The 16,860-nt window shown below is 63.0% G+C and carries 15 protein-coding genes and 1 riboswitch; of the genes, 5 read left to right on the top strand and 10 right to left on the bottom strand.

Annotated features, from left to right (window positions below):
- The gene (locus JT360_RS06095; protein WP_214470708.1) at positions 1-792 is read left to right on the top strand and encodes a molybdopterin-binding protein; all 792 of its coding nucleotides are present in this window, start codon (positions 1-3) and stop codon (positions 790-792) included.
- Entirely contained in the window at positions 792-1,229 is a 438-nt protein-coding gene (locus tag JT360_RS06090; protein ID WP_214470707.1) for a GNAT family N-acetyltransferase, read from the top strand. The genes JT360_RS06095 and JT360_RS06090 overlap by 1 nt, the downstream gene beginning before the upstream one ends.
- Here JT360_RS06090 and JT360_RS06085 read toward each other — a convergent pair.
- Positions 1,226-2,227 carry a hypothetical protein gene (locus JT360_RS06085; protein ID WP_214470706.1) on the bottom strand — a complete coding sequence of 334 codons (1,002 nt, stop codon included), beginning with the start codon at positions 2,225-2,227 and terminating at the stop codon, positions 1,226-1,228. The two genes, JT360_RS06090 and JT360_RS06085, sit on opposite strands and share 4 nt — an antisense overlap.
- 339 nt (positions 2,228-2,566) lie before the next feature.
- A riboswitch (glycine riboswitch) is annotated at positions 2,567-2,653 on the top strand.
- 149 nt (positions 2,654-2,802) lie between these two features.
- On the opposite strand from JT360_RS06085, the gene gcvT reads away from it, so the two are divergent.
- From gcvT to gcvP, 3 genes are read left to right on the top strand one after another with little or no spacing between them, the layout of a single operon-like run.
- Positions 2,803-3,903, top strand: a complete 1,101-nt coding sequence (gcvT, locus tag JT360_RS06080; protein ID WP_214470705.1) for a glycine cleavage system aminomethyltransferase GcvT — start codon at positions 2,803-2,805, stop codon at positions 3,901-3,903.
- 5 nt (positions 3,904-3,908) lie between these two features.
- On the top strand, positions 3,909-4,277 hold the full coding sequence (gcvH, locus tag JT360_RS06075; RefSeq protein ID WP_214470704.1) for a glycine cleavage system protein GcvH: 369 nt from the start codon (positions 3,909-3,911) through the stop codon (positions 4,275-4,277).
- A gap of 18 nt (positions 4,278-4,295) precedes the next feature.
- On the top strand, positions 4,296-7,106 hold the full coding sequence (gene gcvP / locus JT360_RS06070; protein WP_214470703.1) for an aminomethyl-transferring glycine dehydrogenase: 2,811 nt from the start codon (positions 4,296-4,298) through the stop codon (positions 7,104-7,106).
- Here the strand turns inward: gcvP and JT360_RS06065 are convergent, their stop codons facing one another.
- The 9 genes from JT360_RS06065 to JT360_RS06025 all read right to left on the bottom strand — a co-directional run bounded on the left by JT360_RS06065 (position 7,107) and on the right by JT360_RS06025 (position 16,833).
- Positions 7,107-8,282 carry a GGDEF domain-containing protein gene (locus JT360_RS06065; RefSeq protein WP_214470702.1) on the bottom strand — a complete coding sequence of 392 codons (1,176 nt, stop codon included), beginning with the start codon at positions 8,280-8,282 and terminating at the stop codon, positions 7,107-7,109.
- Between the two features lie 173 nt (positions 8,283-8,455).
- A complete protein-coding gene (locus JT360_RS06060; RefSeq protein WP_214470701.1) occupies positions 8,456-8,929 on the bottom strand; it encodes a tetratricopeptide repeat protein in 474 nt (157 codons plus the stop codon).
- A gap of 161 nt (positions 8,930-9,090) precedes the next feature.
- Positions 9,091-9,912, bottom strand: coding sequence for a PA3715 family protein (locus JT360_RS06055; RefSeq protein WP_214470700.1), 822 nt, complete (start codon positions 9,910-9,912; stop codon positions 9,091-9,093).
- Positions 9,913-10,493: 581 nt separating this feature from the next.
- A complete protein-coding gene (locus JT360_RS06050) occupies positions 10,494-11,459 on the bottom strand; it encodes a type II secretion system F family protein (RefSeq protein ID WP_214470699.1) in 966 nt (321 codons plus the stop codon).
- A 1-nt stretch (position 11,460) separates the two neighbouring features.
- Positions 11,461-12,426, bottom strand: coding sequence for a type II secretion system F family protein (locus JT360_RS06045; RefSeq protein WP_214470698.1), 966 nt, complete (start codon positions 12,424-12,426; stop codon positions 11,461-11,463).
- Positions 12,427-12,430: 4 nt separating this feature from the next.
- Positions 12,431-13,852, bottom strand: a complete 1,422-nt coding sequence (locus JT360_RS06040; protein ID WP_214470697.1) for a TadA family conjugal transfer-associated ATPase — start codon at positions 13,850-13,852, stop codon at positions 12,431-12,433.
- Positions 13,849-15,063 carry a CpaE/TadZ family protein gene (locus JT360_RS06035; RefSeq protein WP_214470696.1) on the bottom strand — a complete coding sequence of 405 codons (1,215 nt, stop codon included), beginning with the start codon at positions 15,061-15,063 and terminating at the stop codon, positions 13,849-13,851. The genes JT360_RS06040 and JT360_RS06035 overlap by 4 nt, the downstream gene beginning before the upstream one ends.
- A 47-nt stretch (positions 15,064-15,110) precedes the next feature.
- Entirely contained in the window at positions 15,111-15,383 is a 273-nt protein-coding gene (locus JT360_RS06030) for a hypothetical protein (protein ID WP_214470695.1), read from the bottom strand.
- A gap of 4 nt (positions 15,384-15,387) precedes the next feature.
- Positions 15,388-16,833 carry a type II and III secretion system protein family protein gene (locus JT360_RS06025; protein WP_214470694.1) on the bottom strand — a complete coding sequence of 482 codons (1,446 nt, stop codon included), beginning with the start codon at positions 16,831-16,833 and terminating at the stop codon, positions 15,388-15,390.
- Between the last annotated feature and the right edge of the window lie 27 nt (positions 16,834-16,860).

The raw sequence follows: 16,860 nt of genomic DNA, 5'->3' as shown, positions 1-16,860 counted from the left end.
ATGGCCAAATTCGAAATCAGCCGCCGCAAGTTCCTGACCGCCGCCAGCCTCGGCGCCTCCGGCATCATGCTGTCGGGCTGCGACGCCTTCGACAACCAGTTGAGCATCGGCAGCGGCCTGCGCGGTTTCCTCGAAAACGCCAACGGCCTGACCTACCGCGCGCAGCGCCTGCTCGCCGGCCGTGATGCGCTGGCGCCAGAATTCACCGAAGCCGACATCCGCCAGCCGCAGCGTCCGAACGGTGTGACGGCGCCGGACGACGATGTCTACAAGGGTCTGCTTGCCAACAATTTCGCCGACTGGCGGCTGGAGGTTTCAGGCCTCGTCGAAAAGCCGCTGTCGCTCAGCCGCGAGCAGTTGATGAACATGCCGAGCCGCACCCAGATCACCCGCCATGACTGCGTCGAAGGCTGGAGCTGCATCGCCAAATGGACCGGCACGCCGCTGTCGCTGGTGCTGGACCAGGCGGTGGTCAAGCCGCAGGCGCGCTACGTCATGTTCCATTGCCTCGACACGATCGACCGCAGCCTGTCCGGCGACGTCAAATATTACGGCAGCATCGACCTCATCGATGCCCGCCACCCGCAGACAATCCTGGCCTATGGCCTGAACGGCAAGCCGCTGCCGGTCGAGAACGGCGCACCGCTGCGCGTCCGCGTCGAGCGCCAGCTCGGCTACAAGATGCCGAAATATCTCTACAAGATCGAGCTTGTCGACGGCTTCGCCAATGTCGGCGGCGGTCGCGGTGGCTATTGGGAAGACAATGGCTACGACTGGTACGGCGGCATTTGATGGCCATTCGGATGGAGGCTGAGCACGACCTGTCGCCCGTCGAGCTGAGTGCGCTGGAGGATCATCTGTACAACGAGAACCGGCGCCTCACAGCCCGTGACGATGACCGGGGACTAGCCTTCGTCATCCGCGACGATGCCGGGCGGGCAATTGGCGTAGCGGCCGGCCATTCCTGGGCAGGCACGTCAGAACTCAAATTGATGTGGGTTGACGGGGCCTATCGAGGTCGAGGCCACGCAGGGCAGTTGCTCGATGCTTTTGTCGCGGAGGCTGCCAGTCGCGGCGCCCGTCGGATATGGGTATCGAGCCACGACTTCCAGGCGCCGGGCCTATACGAAAAGGCCGGCTTCGAGCGCATGGCTGAGTTTGCAGGATGGCCTGAAGGCCATTCCAACATCATCCTCTGCAAAACGATCGCAGCGAACAGCTCAGCCTAGGCAACCTTGTCGAGCAGCGGCTTGAGGGCCGGATGGATCTCCGGCGAGGCGTGCTTGATCAAGGTCAGCAGCGCGCGTTCGTTCTCGTATAAAGGCCTGTTGGTGCCGATATGCTCGACCAGCCATTTGGCTTCTCCGGCATCAATCGTCTCGGCACGACGGGCGAGTGCTTCGGCTGCCCTGTTCCTGGCTTCCCACTCGGTCTCGACATCGTCCGGGGACCGGTAGGCCTCGATGATGCCGGCGAGGCCACCGGAGACCATGCGGCTGAAGAAGCCGCCGATTTCCGGATCGGCGTGATCGAGGAAGGTTTCCTGGCGCAGCGCCACATCGCGGGTCGGGGCTTCATAACCGGCCGAGCACATGACGAAATTGGCGATCGCCTTGACGAACAGGTCGTTCCAGGACGGATCGTTCTTGGCCTGGCCGGTCCGTTCATTGATCCTGAACAGCACCTCGGCCTCGCCGCGGGTGATGGCGATATTCCCCTCGCCGCCATGGGCATGGAGGATGCGGCGCAGCAGCTCGACCTCCGCCTTGGCGATCAGTCCGGGCACCAGCGCACCGCCCAGCATCAGCGGCCCTTTGCCGTCGATGACAGCGTGGGCGACCTGCTCCAGCGCATAGGCGCAAAGCCGGTTTGGCGAGGATTTCGCCTCTTCCAGCACATGGACCAGCAATTCGAGTTCGGTCCGGCTGTCGACCATGCCGTCACGCGAGATCGTGCGGATCAGCCAGTCGGCGTTTTCCTGCGAGATATAACCCGAGGGCTTTTCCTGATGGACGATATAGTCGGTGACCGCCTCGACGAAGAACGGCGCCCAGTCCGCGCATTTCTCTCGCGCCGTCTGGTCGAGCGCGAACAAGGCCTCGGCCTCGCCTCGGGTCACCACGCCGTCGGCGAACACGTCGCGGCGCAGCATCACCACATCTTCCGGAGCAATGCGATTTTTCGACGTCAGCCCCGCCACCGGCGCGCTCATGATCAATTCGCCCATTTGTCGTCCCCATCCGCCGGCAAGCACCGCCCCAAAACGTCACATCAGCCTGCTATATCAGGAGTGTCTTGAAAAACCGGCAAACGGCGTGGTTAGCGAAGACTTGTCGCGCGGCGCTCTTTAGGTGTGTTGAGATTCAGGTCAGGCCGAGTCGAAAATGGTGGGTTCCGAGAACCGGAGCGAAGCGTACTTAAAGTACGTGAGCACCGGAAGCGCAGGAATCCGCCATTTGCAGGCCGGCATCACCTGAATATCAATGCACCTTTGATGTCGCTGGGAGGTGACAAGGTGTCGCCGACGGGCTATGGATGGCGCGTCGAGGGCTCAAGCTTTGAGTCCTACCTGTTTGCGGGAGAGAGCAGCGAGAGCTGCCGCCGAAGGGGAAATCGCCCGAAATCTCTCAGGCAAAAGAACCGTAGACGGGAAAGACACTCTGGAAAGTCGGGGCTTGCCCCCGCGCCGAAGGTGTAAGCGCCGCTGACAGAGTTCCGGCTGCGCGAGTCTCTCAGGCTTCAGACAGAGGGGCACGGACTGGTCGCCATTCGCGGCCGATTGCGTGCGACTCTGGAGACGACATGACGGGCGACGACAGCAAACACCTTCCCCTCGAAGATATCCACGCAGCCGCCGGCGCGCGCTTCGGCGCCTTTGCCGGCTGGTCGATGCCGCTGACCTATCCGGCCGGCGTCATGAAGGAACACCTTCACACCCGCGAACATGCGGGTCTCTTCGACATCTCTCACATGAAGCTGTTCGAGATCAGCGGGCCGCAAGCGGTCGCGCTGCTTAACCGCGCCTGCCCTCTGGATGCCGGCGCGCTCGAGGTTTCGCAATCCAAACTGACGTTCTTCCTCAACGAAGCCGGCGGCATTCTGGACGATTTGATCGTCACCCGGCTCGGCGAAGAGCGTTTCATGGTGGTCGCCAATGCCGGCAATGCCGTCACCGACGAAAAGCATCTGCGTGAGCTGGCAGCCGATTTCGACGCCAAGGTCGAGCCGCTCGACCGTGTCTTCCTGGCCATCCAGGGGCCCGAAGCCTGGGCTGTGCTGTCCCGTGCCGGCATCGAGACCGGCTCGCTGCTGTTCATGCACGGTGTCGAACCGCGCAGGAACTGGTTCATGAGCCGGTCGGGCTATACCGGCGAGGACGGCTTCGAGATCGGCCTGCCGGAGGCCGATGCGCGGGATTTGGTCACGAAGCTACTCGAAGATGAGCGCGTGCTCTTGATCGGCCTAGCCGCCCGCGACAGCCTGCGGCTGGAGGCGGGACTGTGCCTGCATGGCCAGGACATCACGCCGGAAATAGACCCGGCCGCGGCAGCGCTGATGTGGGCGATCCCCAAGGATATCAGGGCCGCCGGCGCTTTCATCGGCGCCGATGCCTTGCGCGCCGCCGTGGAGCGGGGCCCGGCGCAAAAGCGCGTCGGGCTGAAGCCGGAAGGCCGCCAGCCGGTGCGCGCCGGCGCCGCGCTCTTTGACGACGACGGCAATCCCGCCGGCCATGTCACGTCGGGCGGCTTCGGGCCCTCGGCCGGCCATCCGGTCGCCATGGGCTATGTCGCCGCATCGCTGGCAAAACAGGGAATAAGGGTTTTCGCCGATGTGCGCGGCACGAAAATTCCCGTCGATATCAGTTCCCTGCCCTTCACCCCTCATCGCTACCGCAAAGGATGATCTCCATGGCAACAACCTATTTCACATCAGATCACGAATGGCTGCGCGTCGAGGGCGGCATCGCAACTGTCGGCATCACCGACTATGCGCAGGAGCAGCTCGGCGACCTCGTCTTCGTGGAACTGCCCGAGAAGGGAAAGAAGCTCGCCAAGGGCGACACCGCCGTCGTGGTCGAATCCGTCAAGGCCGCCTCCGACGTCTATGCGCCGGTCGACGGTGAGATCACCGAGGCCAACGGCACGCTGTCCTCGGACCCATCGCTGGTCAACTCGGCGGCGACCGGCGCCGGCTGGCTGTGGAAGATGAAGCTGGCTGACGAAAGCCAGCTCGCCGGCCTCATGGATGAGGCTGCCTACAAAGCTCATATCGGCTGAAATCAGGACTTAAAGACGATGACCACAGCACTCACTCCCTTCTCGGCCCGTCATATCGGTCCTGATGTCAACGATGTCAGGGCCATGCTTGCGGTGATCGGCGTTCCATCTGTTGAGACGCTGATCAGCCAGGCGGTGCCGAGATCGATCCGCCTCGACACGCCGCTGACCCTGCCCGCACCGGCCAGCGAAGCCGAAGCGTTGGCCGAATTGTCGGAGATCATGGCGAAGAATACGGTGCTGAAGAGCTTCATCGGCGCCGGTTATCACGGCGTCCACGTGCCGCCGGTCATCCAGCGCAATTTGTTCGAGAATCCGGCCTGGTACACGGCCTATACGCCCTATCAGGCCGAGATCAGCCAGGGCCGGCTCGAAATGCTGTTCAATTTCCAGACGTTGGTCACCGAACTGACCGGCCTGCCGGTGGCATCGGCCTCGTTGCTTGATGAGGCAACCGCGGTCGCCGAAGCGGTCGGCATTGCGCTGCGCCACCACCGCGACAAGCGCACCAAGGTGGCTCTTGCCGGCACGCCGCACCCGCAGACGCTGGATGTCGTGCGTACCCGCGCCGAGCCGCTCGGCATCGAGATCGACGGCGAGGAGATCGACGGCAACACGGCCGCTTTGCTGGTCTCCTGGCCGGACACGTTTGGCGTCTATGGCGACCACAAGGCGGCGATCGACAAGGCCCGGGCGACTGGCGCGCTGGTCGTCTTCATCGCCGATCCGCTTGGCCTGACGCTGACCGACGCCCCGGCAAAGCTCGGCGCCGACATCGCTGTCGGCCCGATGCAGCGCTTTGGCGTGCCGATGGGTTTTGGCGGCCCGCATGCCGCCTATTGCGCCGTCTCCGACAGACTGACCCGGCTGATGCCCGGCCGCTTGGTCGGCCAGTCGACCGACAGCAAGGGCCGACCAGGCTACAGGCTCGCCTTGCAGACGCGCGAGCAGCATATCCGCCGCGACAAGGCGACTTCCAACATCTGCACGGCGCAGGCGCTGCTCGCCAACATGGCGACGGCCTATGCCATCTGGCACGGCCCAGTCGGGCTGCAGGCGATTGCCGGCCGCATCCACGCGCTGGCCAACCGTCTGGCAAGCGGCCTCAAGGCCGCAGGTGTTTCAGTGCTCGGCGCCAGCCGTTTCGACACAGTGACAGTGGAGACGAAGGGCAAGGCCGCGCAGATCGCAGCCGCCGCCGAAAAGAGCGGCCGACTGCTGCGCGTCATCGATGCCGACCATGTCGGCATCAGCTTCGACGAGACTTCGACCGATGCCGATCTGGATGCGATCGCGGCCCTGTTCGGCGCCAAGGCTGCTCCCTCGGCCGACAGGGCAGCCCCCGGCAAGCCGCGTGGAAAAGAGTTTCTGACCCAGCCGGTTTTCCATGAGAACAAGTCGGAAACCGACATGATGCGCTTCCTGCGCCGGCTGGCCGACAAGGACCTGGCGCTCGACCGCACCATGATCCCGCTGGGCTCCTGCACCATGAAGCTCAATGCCGCAGCCGAAATGATGCCGGTGAGCTGGCCTGAAATCGCCAATTTGCATCCCTTCGCACCGGCCGCGCATTCGGCCGGTTACCGCGCCATGATCGGCGAACTCGAAGGCTGGCTATCGGAGATCACCGGCTTCGACGCGGTCAGCCTGCAGCCCAATGCCGGCAGCCAGGGCGAATATGCCGGTCTGCTCGCCATCCGCGCCTATCACCGTGCGCGCGGCGAAGGCCATCGCACCGTCTGCCTGATTCCCTCCTCGGCGCATGGCACCAATCCTGCGAGTGCGGCAATGGCTGGCATGAGCGTTGTCGTCGTGCGCTGCCTGGAGGACGGCAACATCGACATGGACGATATGAGGGCCAAGGCCAACGAGCATTCCAAAGATCTCGCGGCGCTGATGTTCACCTATCCGTCGACGCATGGCGTCTACGAGGAAGGCGCGCGGCACCTCTGCGCCCTCATTCATGAGCATGGCGGCCAGGTCTATTTCGACGGTGCCAACCTCAACGCGCTGGTCGCCCTTGCCCGCCCCGCCGACATCGGCGCCGATGTCTGCCACATGAACCTGCACAAGACCTTCTGCATTCCGCATGGCGGCGGTGGTCCAGGCGTTGGTCCGATCGGCGTCAAGGCCCACCTGAAGCCCCATCTGCCGGGCCATGTCACCGAGGGCTCGGCGCACGCCGTTTCGGCTGCCCCATTCGGCAGCGCCTCCATCCTGCCGATCACCTGGATGTACATTCGCATGATGGGCGCTGCTGGCCTGAAGCAGGCGACGGAGACTGCCATCATCTCGGCCAACTATGTGGCGACACGGCTCGCGCCCTACTTCCCGCTCCTCTACAAGGGTCGGCACGATCGCATCGCGCATGAATGCATCCTCGACACCCGCGTGCTCAAGGAGAGCGCCGGCATCAGTGTCGACGATATCGCCAAGCGCCTGATCGACTATGGCTTCCATGCGCCGACAATGTCGTTCCCGGTCGCCGGCACGCTGATGGTCGAGCCGACCGAATCCGAGCCCAAGCGCGAACTCGACCGCTTCTGCGAGGCGATGATTGCGATCGCGGGCGAAGCGGCGAAAGTCGCCAAGGGCGAATGGCCTTTGGCCGACAATCCGCTGGTCAACGCACCGCACACCGCCGCCGAGGCGCTGGCCGGTCAGTGGACCCATCCCTATTCGCGCCTGGAGGCAGCCTATCCCGCCGGCGACGCCGACACAGCGGCAAAGTACTGGCCGCCGGTGTCGCGCATCGACAATGTCGCCGGCGACCGCAACCTGGTCTGCTCCTGCCCGCCGTTGTCGGATTATTTGGGTGCCGCGGAATAATTACGCTGAGCGCAAGGCCGGCTTCACCGGTTCGGCCTTGCCCATCCTCTTGCGGCTGATGACGCAATTCCGGCCGGCGCGCTTGGCGGCGTAGAGTGCCGCGTCCGCCTCGGCCAGCACCTCGTCGAGGCTGCTGCCGTCGGCGCCGCCAAAGCCGATGCCGCCGCTGACCGTGCTGCGCAAGGGACCGTGCGGGGTGGCAACGACTTCGGTGCCGAAGGCAACACCGATCTTGCTGGCGAGATCATAGGCTCGCTCTTCCGTCATCCGCGACATGACGATGGCGAACTCCTCGCCGCCCAGGCGAAAGGCATCGACGCCGGTCCTGGCATATTTCCTGATCACGGCGGCGAAGCGGCACAGCACCTGGTCCCCGACGGGATGACCATAGATGTCGTTCGTCCTCTTGAAATGATCGAGGTCGAACATGACGATCGCCATGAAGGGACCGAAGGGCCGCTCGCCATGGAGCGACGTCAACCCGCGACGGTTCATCAGCCCGGTCAACGGATCGGTCATCGTCTCGGCCTTCAGCTCGATCTGCGCCTGCAGATGGTGAAGGGAGAGCGTAAGGGCGCCGAGACCGGTCATGCAGGCCACCGCCACGACCGAATTCAGGCGCTCGGCCCAGTTGTCGGGCGCCGCCCCGAGTGTCCATTGCCCCTTGGCCAGCAGAACCACGCCGCACAGCACAAACGACACCGCACAGGTGCCGCTCAGGAACGAAACCACCAGCAGGATCCGGCGATCGTGACTGCCATTGACCCAGAACATGACTCCGATCGTGGAGAGCAGTGCGGTGACCGTCGCGTAGGTGACGACGAAGCCGACGCCGTCCAGGCCAAGGAAGGTAACGGCCGCGCAGACAGCCATGACGGCAAGCGTCGGCACAACCACGCGCCTATGGTCCGGCACGCCGAGATACTGCATGGCCGAGATGCATAGGATCAGGAAGCCCAGGCTGAGCAGCGCAAGCGCGATCTGGCAAAGCAGCGGATCAGGGTCCCTGGTGTATCGCCAGAACAGGATCACATGCGCGACAAGCACGAGAATGCCGCACGCCACCGTCAGCACGAAGCCCGCTCGCGGCGCGGTGAACCAGATGGCAAACATGGTGCCGGCCAGGCAGGTACCCGACAACGCGGCTGCGAGCAGGAGCGAACTGAAATCCAACATATCGGGCGGCGGCCTCTCGAGCGTCGGCGGTTGCTCTGCATTCTAGGTCAGCGGCAGCCCTCGAACATGGTTTTCAGCCGATCTTTCGACCCAAGCTGCGGTTACGGTTTACAAAGCGTCGATACCACCTGTCCCGAAACCGCACCCTGGCCGGCGCGAGGATCAAACGGGCATCAACCCTTGTCGAGCAAGGCGAGATTGGCGTTGACGACCGTGGGGTCGGACATGCCGGCCCTCGCCTCGAGCAGCAGCGCCCTGGCCTTCTTCTTGTTGCCGCGCAACAGTTGCGAATAGCCCATATTGTTGACGATCTGCGGTTTGCGGCCGGCGACCTTCAGGAGCTGGCCGTAGGCGCGGTCGGCAAAGTCGAAGCGGCCGAGCTCGTCATAGGATGCGGCGAGCCCCATCCAGGCCTCCGCATTGTCGGCCTTCATCTCGACGGCCTTGCGGAAATGCTGTTCGGCGAGACCATAATTGGCGTCGCGAAACTGCGCCTTTCCTTCCGCCAGATCAGAGGTGTCGACGTTTTTTGCCACCGGCGGAATGGCCGTGGTCTTGGTCGTGTCGACGCTGCTGTTCGTCGTGCACCCGGTGATCGTCAAGACGGCCGCCATCATGGCCACCGCCGCAAATTTCGTCTGACGCATGCCCTGCCCCGTCGCCCGATTTGTCGGGTCGTTCTTCAGCAAAGACAATACAGCACAGCGATTAAGCTTCGGTGCCGAAATGCATCTAAGATTTGGTTTCCGGTATACCTGCCATTAACCATGGGCTGCAACACCTCCATCCGGCAGACGCAAGTGCATCCTCACGGCTCCAGGGCCTTGAGCTCGTCCGGAACCGGATAGCGGCCGCCGTCATAGCGCAGCCGGTAGGTCCGGCTCACGGACTTGCCGGGATGGGACTGGCACTCCCCATTCTTGTCGACAGATGGGTCGTCCGTATCCGACCGCTCGACCACGACAATGTCGTGATAGCCATGGTGGCTCGCCGGGCTCATCGTCAGGCTGACCTGGCTCGAATGAAAGGATCCAGCGCAATTGGTGTCGCCTTCACCGCCATAGTCGGCCACCACAAGGCCGTCGAGCACCGCATGAAGGGCGCCGCCGGCAATGGCGTAGAGCCTCAGATCGGTTTCGCTGAACGGATCGGGCTGCGAGTGATTTGCCATGTCGATACGCAGCCCAAACGCGGTGACACCGGACGCCAGGACATAGCGGCCAGTATCGAATTCGATCTTGCGGATCGCGATGGCATCATCGTTCATCAGCCTGGGCTGAAGCAGGCGCTGGTGCACCTGCAGGGTCTTCCTGTCGACGACCAGAAGCTCGATATCGCCATAATGCTCGTCGTCGCTGGATTTGGCGCTATCGATCAGCGGCACGGAGACCAGCAGCAGATCGTCATGAGAGGGCCAGACCTTGCAGACCACGCCCGGCGTATCATCCAGCGGGAGCAGGACAATGCTGGTATGGGGGTCGAGTGTGAACGAGGCACCGTCGGTGCTCTTTCGAGCCTTGGGATAGGCCTGCTGCACCATGGCGGCGGCATCGCCGCAATCGCCGGCCGCGTGGGCGGGCCATAGGCTGGCGGCGAGAGCGAGGGAGACGGCACACAGCAGTATTCGCATGGAGTTCTTCACGATGGCGGCACCCTCGGTCTGCGAATTCGGCACGTGAACAAAATGCCGGCGCGTGACACGCCTGCCTGGGACGAACTCATACCCTAGCTTTCTCACTTCTTTCGAAATGGGAAGAATTGATTCACGATTATAAGTATGACCATCAGGATTCCCGAAACGATCAACACGTATCGGAAAATTGATATTACCTCCATCTGCCATGGAGTTATGTAAACAACAATACCCTTGACGCTATATGGCATGACAAGATGCCTGACAGAGTCAGGCTCCCTAGGATACCCCACATATGTATTGTCAAGGATGGCATTCGAAAAGCTAGCGGAAATCCAAGTTGCAGCGATTGCTACGACGACGAAATCCCGAAACCTTTTGAGCATGATTCACTCTTATTCGAAGGATCGTAGACGTACGTATAGGTCCCTGCGGCCCCAGTCTAAAAGATGCTCCCGCTGCGGCCCCTAGTGTTACTCCCCCACCTGTCACCGGACCATGAGGACTCGGAATTACGGTGACAGTGCACTTTAACCCCTCGTTGGAAGCAGGCATTATTCCAGGCACGCTGGCGCATCTTAATGCGCGCCCGTCATTTTGACGATGATCGGAATGATCGCGATCATCAGCACCACCGGCAGGATGCACACGGTCACAGGTATCGACATCTTGGCCGGCAGAGCATGTGCCTTCTCCTCGGCCAGCGACATGCGCTTGTGGCGCATCTCGTCGGAGAATACGCGCAGCGCTCCTGACAGGCTGGTGCCGAGTTCCTTGGATTGCTGCAACAGCGTGGCAAAGGAACGAACCTCGTCCAGGCTGAGGCGGTCCGCGAGCGCCTTCAGCGCATCGTCGAGGCTGCGCCCTGCCCTCAGTTCCAGCGATACCAACTGCAGGTTCTGGCTGAGTGCCGGATAGGTCTTGGCGAGTTCCTTGGAAACGCGCTCGATGCCGGCCTCCATGCTCATGCCCGCATCCGAGCAGACGATCATCAGGTCCATGAAATCGGGAAAGCCGTTGCGGTATTCACGCATCTTCTCCCGCGTCTTCTGGGTCAGCACCAGGCCGGGCAGGAAGTAGCCGGCCACGCCCGACAGGATGACGAACGCCCAGCGGCTGGTCATCGTCGCGTCGGCACTGGCCAGCCACTGGTTGAGGACGAAAGCGCCAAAGGCGCCGCCGATCAGCGCCGAGAAGCGGATGATGAAGAACATGCCGACGGCGCGCGGCTCCATGTAGCCGGCCTGGATCAGCTTCATGCGCAGCCGGGCGACATTTTCCGGATCGCTCTTGGCGTAGAATTCCTGCGCCCGCTTCACCGCCTTCTCGCGCACGACATCGGAATTCTTCTTCTGCACCGGCTCGGGTTTGGCGGCCACCGGACCATGGTCGACCTTGAGCCGGCGCTTCACTTCATTACGGTCGCCCTTCGCCGCCACCATCGGCCAGCCGACCGCGACGGTGCCCAGGGCCAAAAGCAGGATGGCCACCGGCATCAATGAAGTCGGTGCGAGCGAGGCAAGGAACTCGATGAAGCCCTGCATGTCAGAACCTGAAATTCGACATTTTGAACATCATCAGATTACCCAGCATCAGCCAGGTGACCGACCCACCGATCAAATACCAGGTTTTCGGCTCGCCCCAGACATCGCGATAGAAGCCCGGCATCAGCGCCATGATGGCGGCGAACAGCAGCGCCGGTATCGCCGTCAGGATGTAGGCCGACATGCGGCCTTCGGTCGAGATGGCGCGGACCTTGCGGCGCAGCTTGCCCCGATCGCGGATCGTCAACGCCAGGCCGTCGAGGATCTCGCGCAGATTGCCGCCCGAACTGGACTGGATCGAGACGGCGGTGATGAACAGCGGCAGGTCCTCATGGCCGACCCGCTCGAACAGCGAATTCAGTGCCGAGACCAGATCGGAACCATAGGTCACCTCATCGGCGATGACACCGAATTCAGTGCCGATCGGATCGGGCATTTCGCGCGACACCATGGCAATGGCCACCGGCACCGGGTGACCGGCCTTGAGGCCGCGCGTGATCAGCTCCAGCGCCTCGGGCAGCTGCATGCCGAAACGCTTGAGCCGACGCTTGCGCATGAACCGCATCGCCATCACCGGCACCAGCGGCACCAGCACGACGAACAGGATGAGCCCCATCAGCAGCGGCAAGCCGTACCAGATGGCGAACAGGGTGATGGCAATCGCCACGCCTGAGGTAATCATCAGGAATTTCGGCAGCGGCATGATCATGCCCGACTGCGTGCGCAGTGCCCGGAACCGGTCCGGCGAGAACAGCGAGGTGCCCGCATCGAGGCCGCGTTCCTTGCGCAGCTGGATCAGCACCTGCTCCTGGCTGATCTTGTTTTCCTGCAGCTTCATGCGCCGGTTGATGGCGGTTCGCTTGTCGCTGCGGCCGGCGTAGAGGAGATAGCAAGCTTCGGCGATCATGATGCCGGTCAGCGCGGCTCCGGCATAGACGACATAGATCGCGCTCAGCCCGTCGAACACCTGGCTACTCCTGCGGCCGGCCGGGTTCGAAATATCGTCCGGGAAACTCGATGCCCATGGCGCGCAGATCCTCCAGGAAGCGCGGCCGAATGCCGGTCGCTTCGAAATAGCCGAGAATCCCGCCATCGGCGTCCATGCCGGTGCGCACGAAGCGGAAGATCTCCTGCATCTGGATGACGTCGCCTTCCATGCCCGTCACCTCGGCGACGCTTGTCACCTTGCGCTTGCCGTCGGACAGCCGGGTCAGCTGGACGATAAGGTCGATGGCACTGGCGATCTGGCTGCGGATCGACTGCACCGTCATCGGCATGCCGGTCATGCCCAGCATCTGCTCGAGGCGCGAAATGGCGTCGCGCGGCGTGTTGGCATGGATGGTCGCCATCGACCCTTCGTGGCCGGTGTTCATCGCCTGCAGCATGTCGAACGCTTCCTCGCCGCGGCACTCGCCAAGAATGACGCGGTCGGGGCGCATGCGCAGCGCGTTCTTGACGAGATCGCGCTGCTTCAGTTCGCCATGGCCCTCGATATTGGCGGGCCGCGTCTCCATGCGCGCGACATGCGGCTGCTGCAGCTGAAGTTCGGCCGCGTCCTCGATGGTGATCAACCGCTCATCTTCGGGAATGAAGGCCGACAGCGCGTTGAGCATCGTCGTCTTGCCGGTGCCTGTGCCGCCCGAGATGATCGTCGTCTTGCGGGCATGCACCGCCGCCGCCAGCACTTCGGCCATGTTCTGGGTGATGGCCCCGAACTCGACCAGTCTGTGCAGGCCGAGCTTGTTCTTGGAGAATTTGCGGATCGACACCAGCGGCCCGTCGACGGCCACCGGGCGGATGGCGGCGTTGAAGCGCGAGCCGTCGAGCATGCGCGCGTCGACCATCGGCTGCGATTCGTCGACGCGGCGGCCGACGGCGGCGACGATCTTGTTGACGATCCTAAGCAGATGCGCCTCATCCTTGAACGGAATATGGACCTGCTGCAGCTTGCCCTTCTTTTCGACGAAGCAGTTCTGGTGGCCGTTGATCAGGATGTCGTTGATATCAGGATCCTTGAGCAATGGCTCGAGCGGACCGAGGCCGACCATCTCGTCGACGATATCGTCGACCAGCGCATCGAGTTCGGCGGCGTTGATCGCCATCCGCTCCTGCTTGGTCTTTTCCGATACGAAATCATGCACTTGCCGGCGCATCTCATCCTTGGGCAAGCGCTCTAGCGCGACCAGATTGATCTCTTCGAGCAACAACCGGTGGATGCGCACCCGGGCATCGAGCACCTTGTTGGCATTCTTTGCGGCTGGCGCTTCCGGCTTTGCCGGCAAAGCCTTTCGGCTGGTCGGAATGACGACCGCGTGATGCGCGACGGTCGTTGATTCCGCTGCACGCTGCGGGCGCGCGTCGCGGTTCTGCAGGGTCGAAAAACGGCTGGTCATCCGGCCTTCCTCTTCAACAGGCCCCTACCGAGGCCGAACAGCGACTTCGACTTGGCTCCAGTCGCGGCCGCCTCCTCCGGAAGGATGATCTTCTTCAGGTCGTTGACGACATTGGCATTGGGATCGATCTCGTGCAGCGGCACGCCACGGTCGACCGCCTCGCGCACGAGCCGGTAGTTGTTGGCGATGCCGCCGACGAAATGCTCGCCCAGGATTTCCTGGACGTCCGCCTGCTTGATGCCGTTGTCGAACATCTTCTGCTCGAAACGGTTGACGATGACGTTCGGCTTCACTTCCTTGCCCGCGGTCTCGTAGACCGCCTGGATCAGCCTTTGCGTGTGGCGCAGGCACGGCACCGTCATTTCGGCGACGATATAGAGCTTGTTGGAGCCGAGCAGCACGGTCTCCGTCCATGGAAACCAGGTGCGCGGCATGTCGATGACGACATTGTCGAAATAGGCCGAGACGAGGTCCAGCATGCGCACCACGACATCGGTCTTGAACGAGCGCATCTCCGAGGGATGTGTCGGCGCCGCCAGCACGCAAAGCCCGCTGGCATGCTTGGACAGCATGACATCGAGCAGTTGCCGGTCGAGGCGTTCTGGCTGGTTCTCGATCTCGGTGATGTCGAAACGCGGCTCGAGGTCGAGATATTCGGCGCAGGCGCCCTGCTGGAAATTGAGGTCGACCACGCAGGTCGAGGCGCCGCGCGTCACCGAGTGGTGCAGCTGGAACGCGGTCTGCAGCGCTAGTGTCGTGGTGCCGACGCCGCCGGCTGCCGGCATGAAGGTGTAGATCTGCGACTCGGTGTTTTCCTCACGCCCCGGCCCTTGCAGGGCACGCACGACCGAGCGCACCAGATCGGCCGTGGTGATGGGCTTGACCAGGAAGTCCGCGACCTTGAGCTGCACCAGGATGCGCACGGCGGCGGCATTGAACTCCTGGGTGACCACGACCACCGGCGCCTTGCCCTCCAGCCGGCGCATGATGCGCTGCAGCGACTCGACCTCCTCCAGCTTCGCCGCGTCCATGTCGACGATGATGGCGCCGAAATCGGTCTCCTGGACCTCGCCGCGCAATTCGGTGACATTCTTTTCCACCGTCGACAGCTGGATGATCTCGGAGGCGGCGAACGCGGTCCGCGTATCCTGCGCGAAGGTCCTGTCCGTCGATACGAGCAGGATCTTCCTGGTCTTGATGCCGTTTGCCATTCTCGCCGCCTGTAGGTCGATCGCCTTCGATCAGTTGCCCTTTTGGATCAGTTACTTGAGCTTGTCTGCGATGCCTTCGCGCCCGCCGCTTGATCGGGTGTGACGGGTCCGGCATCGCCGCGCTTGGCGGGCACCAGAAGCCTGGTGTTCTGGACACCGTACTTCCACGGGTCGACCATCTGCATGACGGTGTTGGCGGCCTGGGCCTCGCCCGCGCCCGGCGTCACCCCTTCGCTGCGCACATAATCGTCGCTGGTGCAGCCGCCGGCCAAACCGGCAAGAAGCAAGGCGATGCTCGATCTCAGGACCAGACGACGCATGGCTTCAGTCCTTCGGCAGGTCGAGGAAATGCCCGACCGTGGTGGCGGGAGCGACCCGTGCGGCACTGCCATCGGCCAGCGCCAGTGCGCGGTTGGTGTCCGGCCCCTTCACTTCCTCGGTGTTGTTGAGGAAATAGTCGACGTTGCTGGCCGGCTGCGTGCCGTTGGTCGGCTCGGCCATCTTCTTCGACGGATCGACCGGCTTGACCAGATAGGGCGTGACAATGATGACCAGGTCGGTCTCGCGCCGCTGGTAGGATTTCGACGAGAACAGGGCCCCGAGCACCGGCATCTTGCCGAGGCCGGGAATGCGCGACGTGGTGATGTCGTTTTGCGACTGCAGCAGCCCGGCGATCATGAAGCTCTGGCCGTTCTTCAAGTCGACCGAGGTCTTGGCGCGGCGCACGATGAAACCGGGCACCGAAATGTTGCCGATGTTGTAGGAGGCCGACGCGTCGATGGAAGACACTTCCGGCGCGATGTCGAGGCTGACCAACCCGTCCTTGAGCACTGTCGGCGTGAAGTCCAGGCTGACACCGTATTTCTTGTAGCTGACCGAGATCTTGCCGTTTTCCTCCGAAACCGGGATCGGGAATTCGCCGCCGGCTAGGAAGCTCGCCGTCTCGCCGGACCGGGCGATCAGGTTCGGCTCGGCCAGCCGACGGGCCAGGCCACGTTCTTCCAGCGCCTTGATGGCGATATCGATCGACACACCATTCGAAAGCAGCCGGCCGATGATCTCGCCGGTCCCGGCCCCAGGCACGGTTCCCGGATCGATGGTGACGTCGCGCCCGCCAAGGCCGTAGGCGAAATTGGCGCTGTATTTGGCGCCGAGATCCTGGCCTGCCTGGCGGTTGATCTCGACGAAGCGGACATTGAGCTGGACCTGCTGCGAGGACGAGATGTTGACCGAGTTGATCACCTCCTCGTTGCCGGAAAAGCGGGTGGCGATCTTGTTTGCCTTTTCGGCGGCGACCGCGTCATCCGCCTCGCCCGACAGCACGACGCGGCCATTGGCCGAGCCGACCTTGATCTTGGCATCCGGCACGCTGGCGCGGATTGTGCTGGCCAGTTGGTCGGTGTCGAGCGTCACCTCGATGTCGATGGTGCCGACAAGCTGCTTTTTGTCGTCGAACAGCGCGATGCCAGTGGTGCCGAGATTGTTACCGAGCACATAGAAGGATTTGTCGGTCAAAGGGTTGACGTTGGCGATCTCCGGATCGCCGATGACGATCTGGTAGAAGGCGGCGCTCGTCACGATCGTCTTGGGCTTGCCCTTGGCGACCTTGATCGACGCATTTCTGGTCGACGAGACATAGACCACTTCGTTGTCGGCCTTGGCAGCGCCAGGCAAAGCGAGCATCCCGCTCGTGGCCAGTGCAACCGTCATTGCCAGGGCGCGCACAAAGCGCGACCGGTCCGTCATTCGAAATAGGCTACGCATCGGCATTGTCCCGTCCCGCCTGGTCCCCACCGG

Origin of the sequence: Mesorhizobium sp. dw_380 (assembly GCF_018588885.1) — a bacterium.
Taxonomy (GTDB): Bacteria; Pseudomonadota; Alphaproteobacteria; order Rhizobiales; family Rhizobiaceae; genus Mesorhizobium.
The sequence above is the reverse complement of the archived record's forward strand: the minus strand, read 5'-3'. Positions and strand labels throughout refer to the sequence as shown.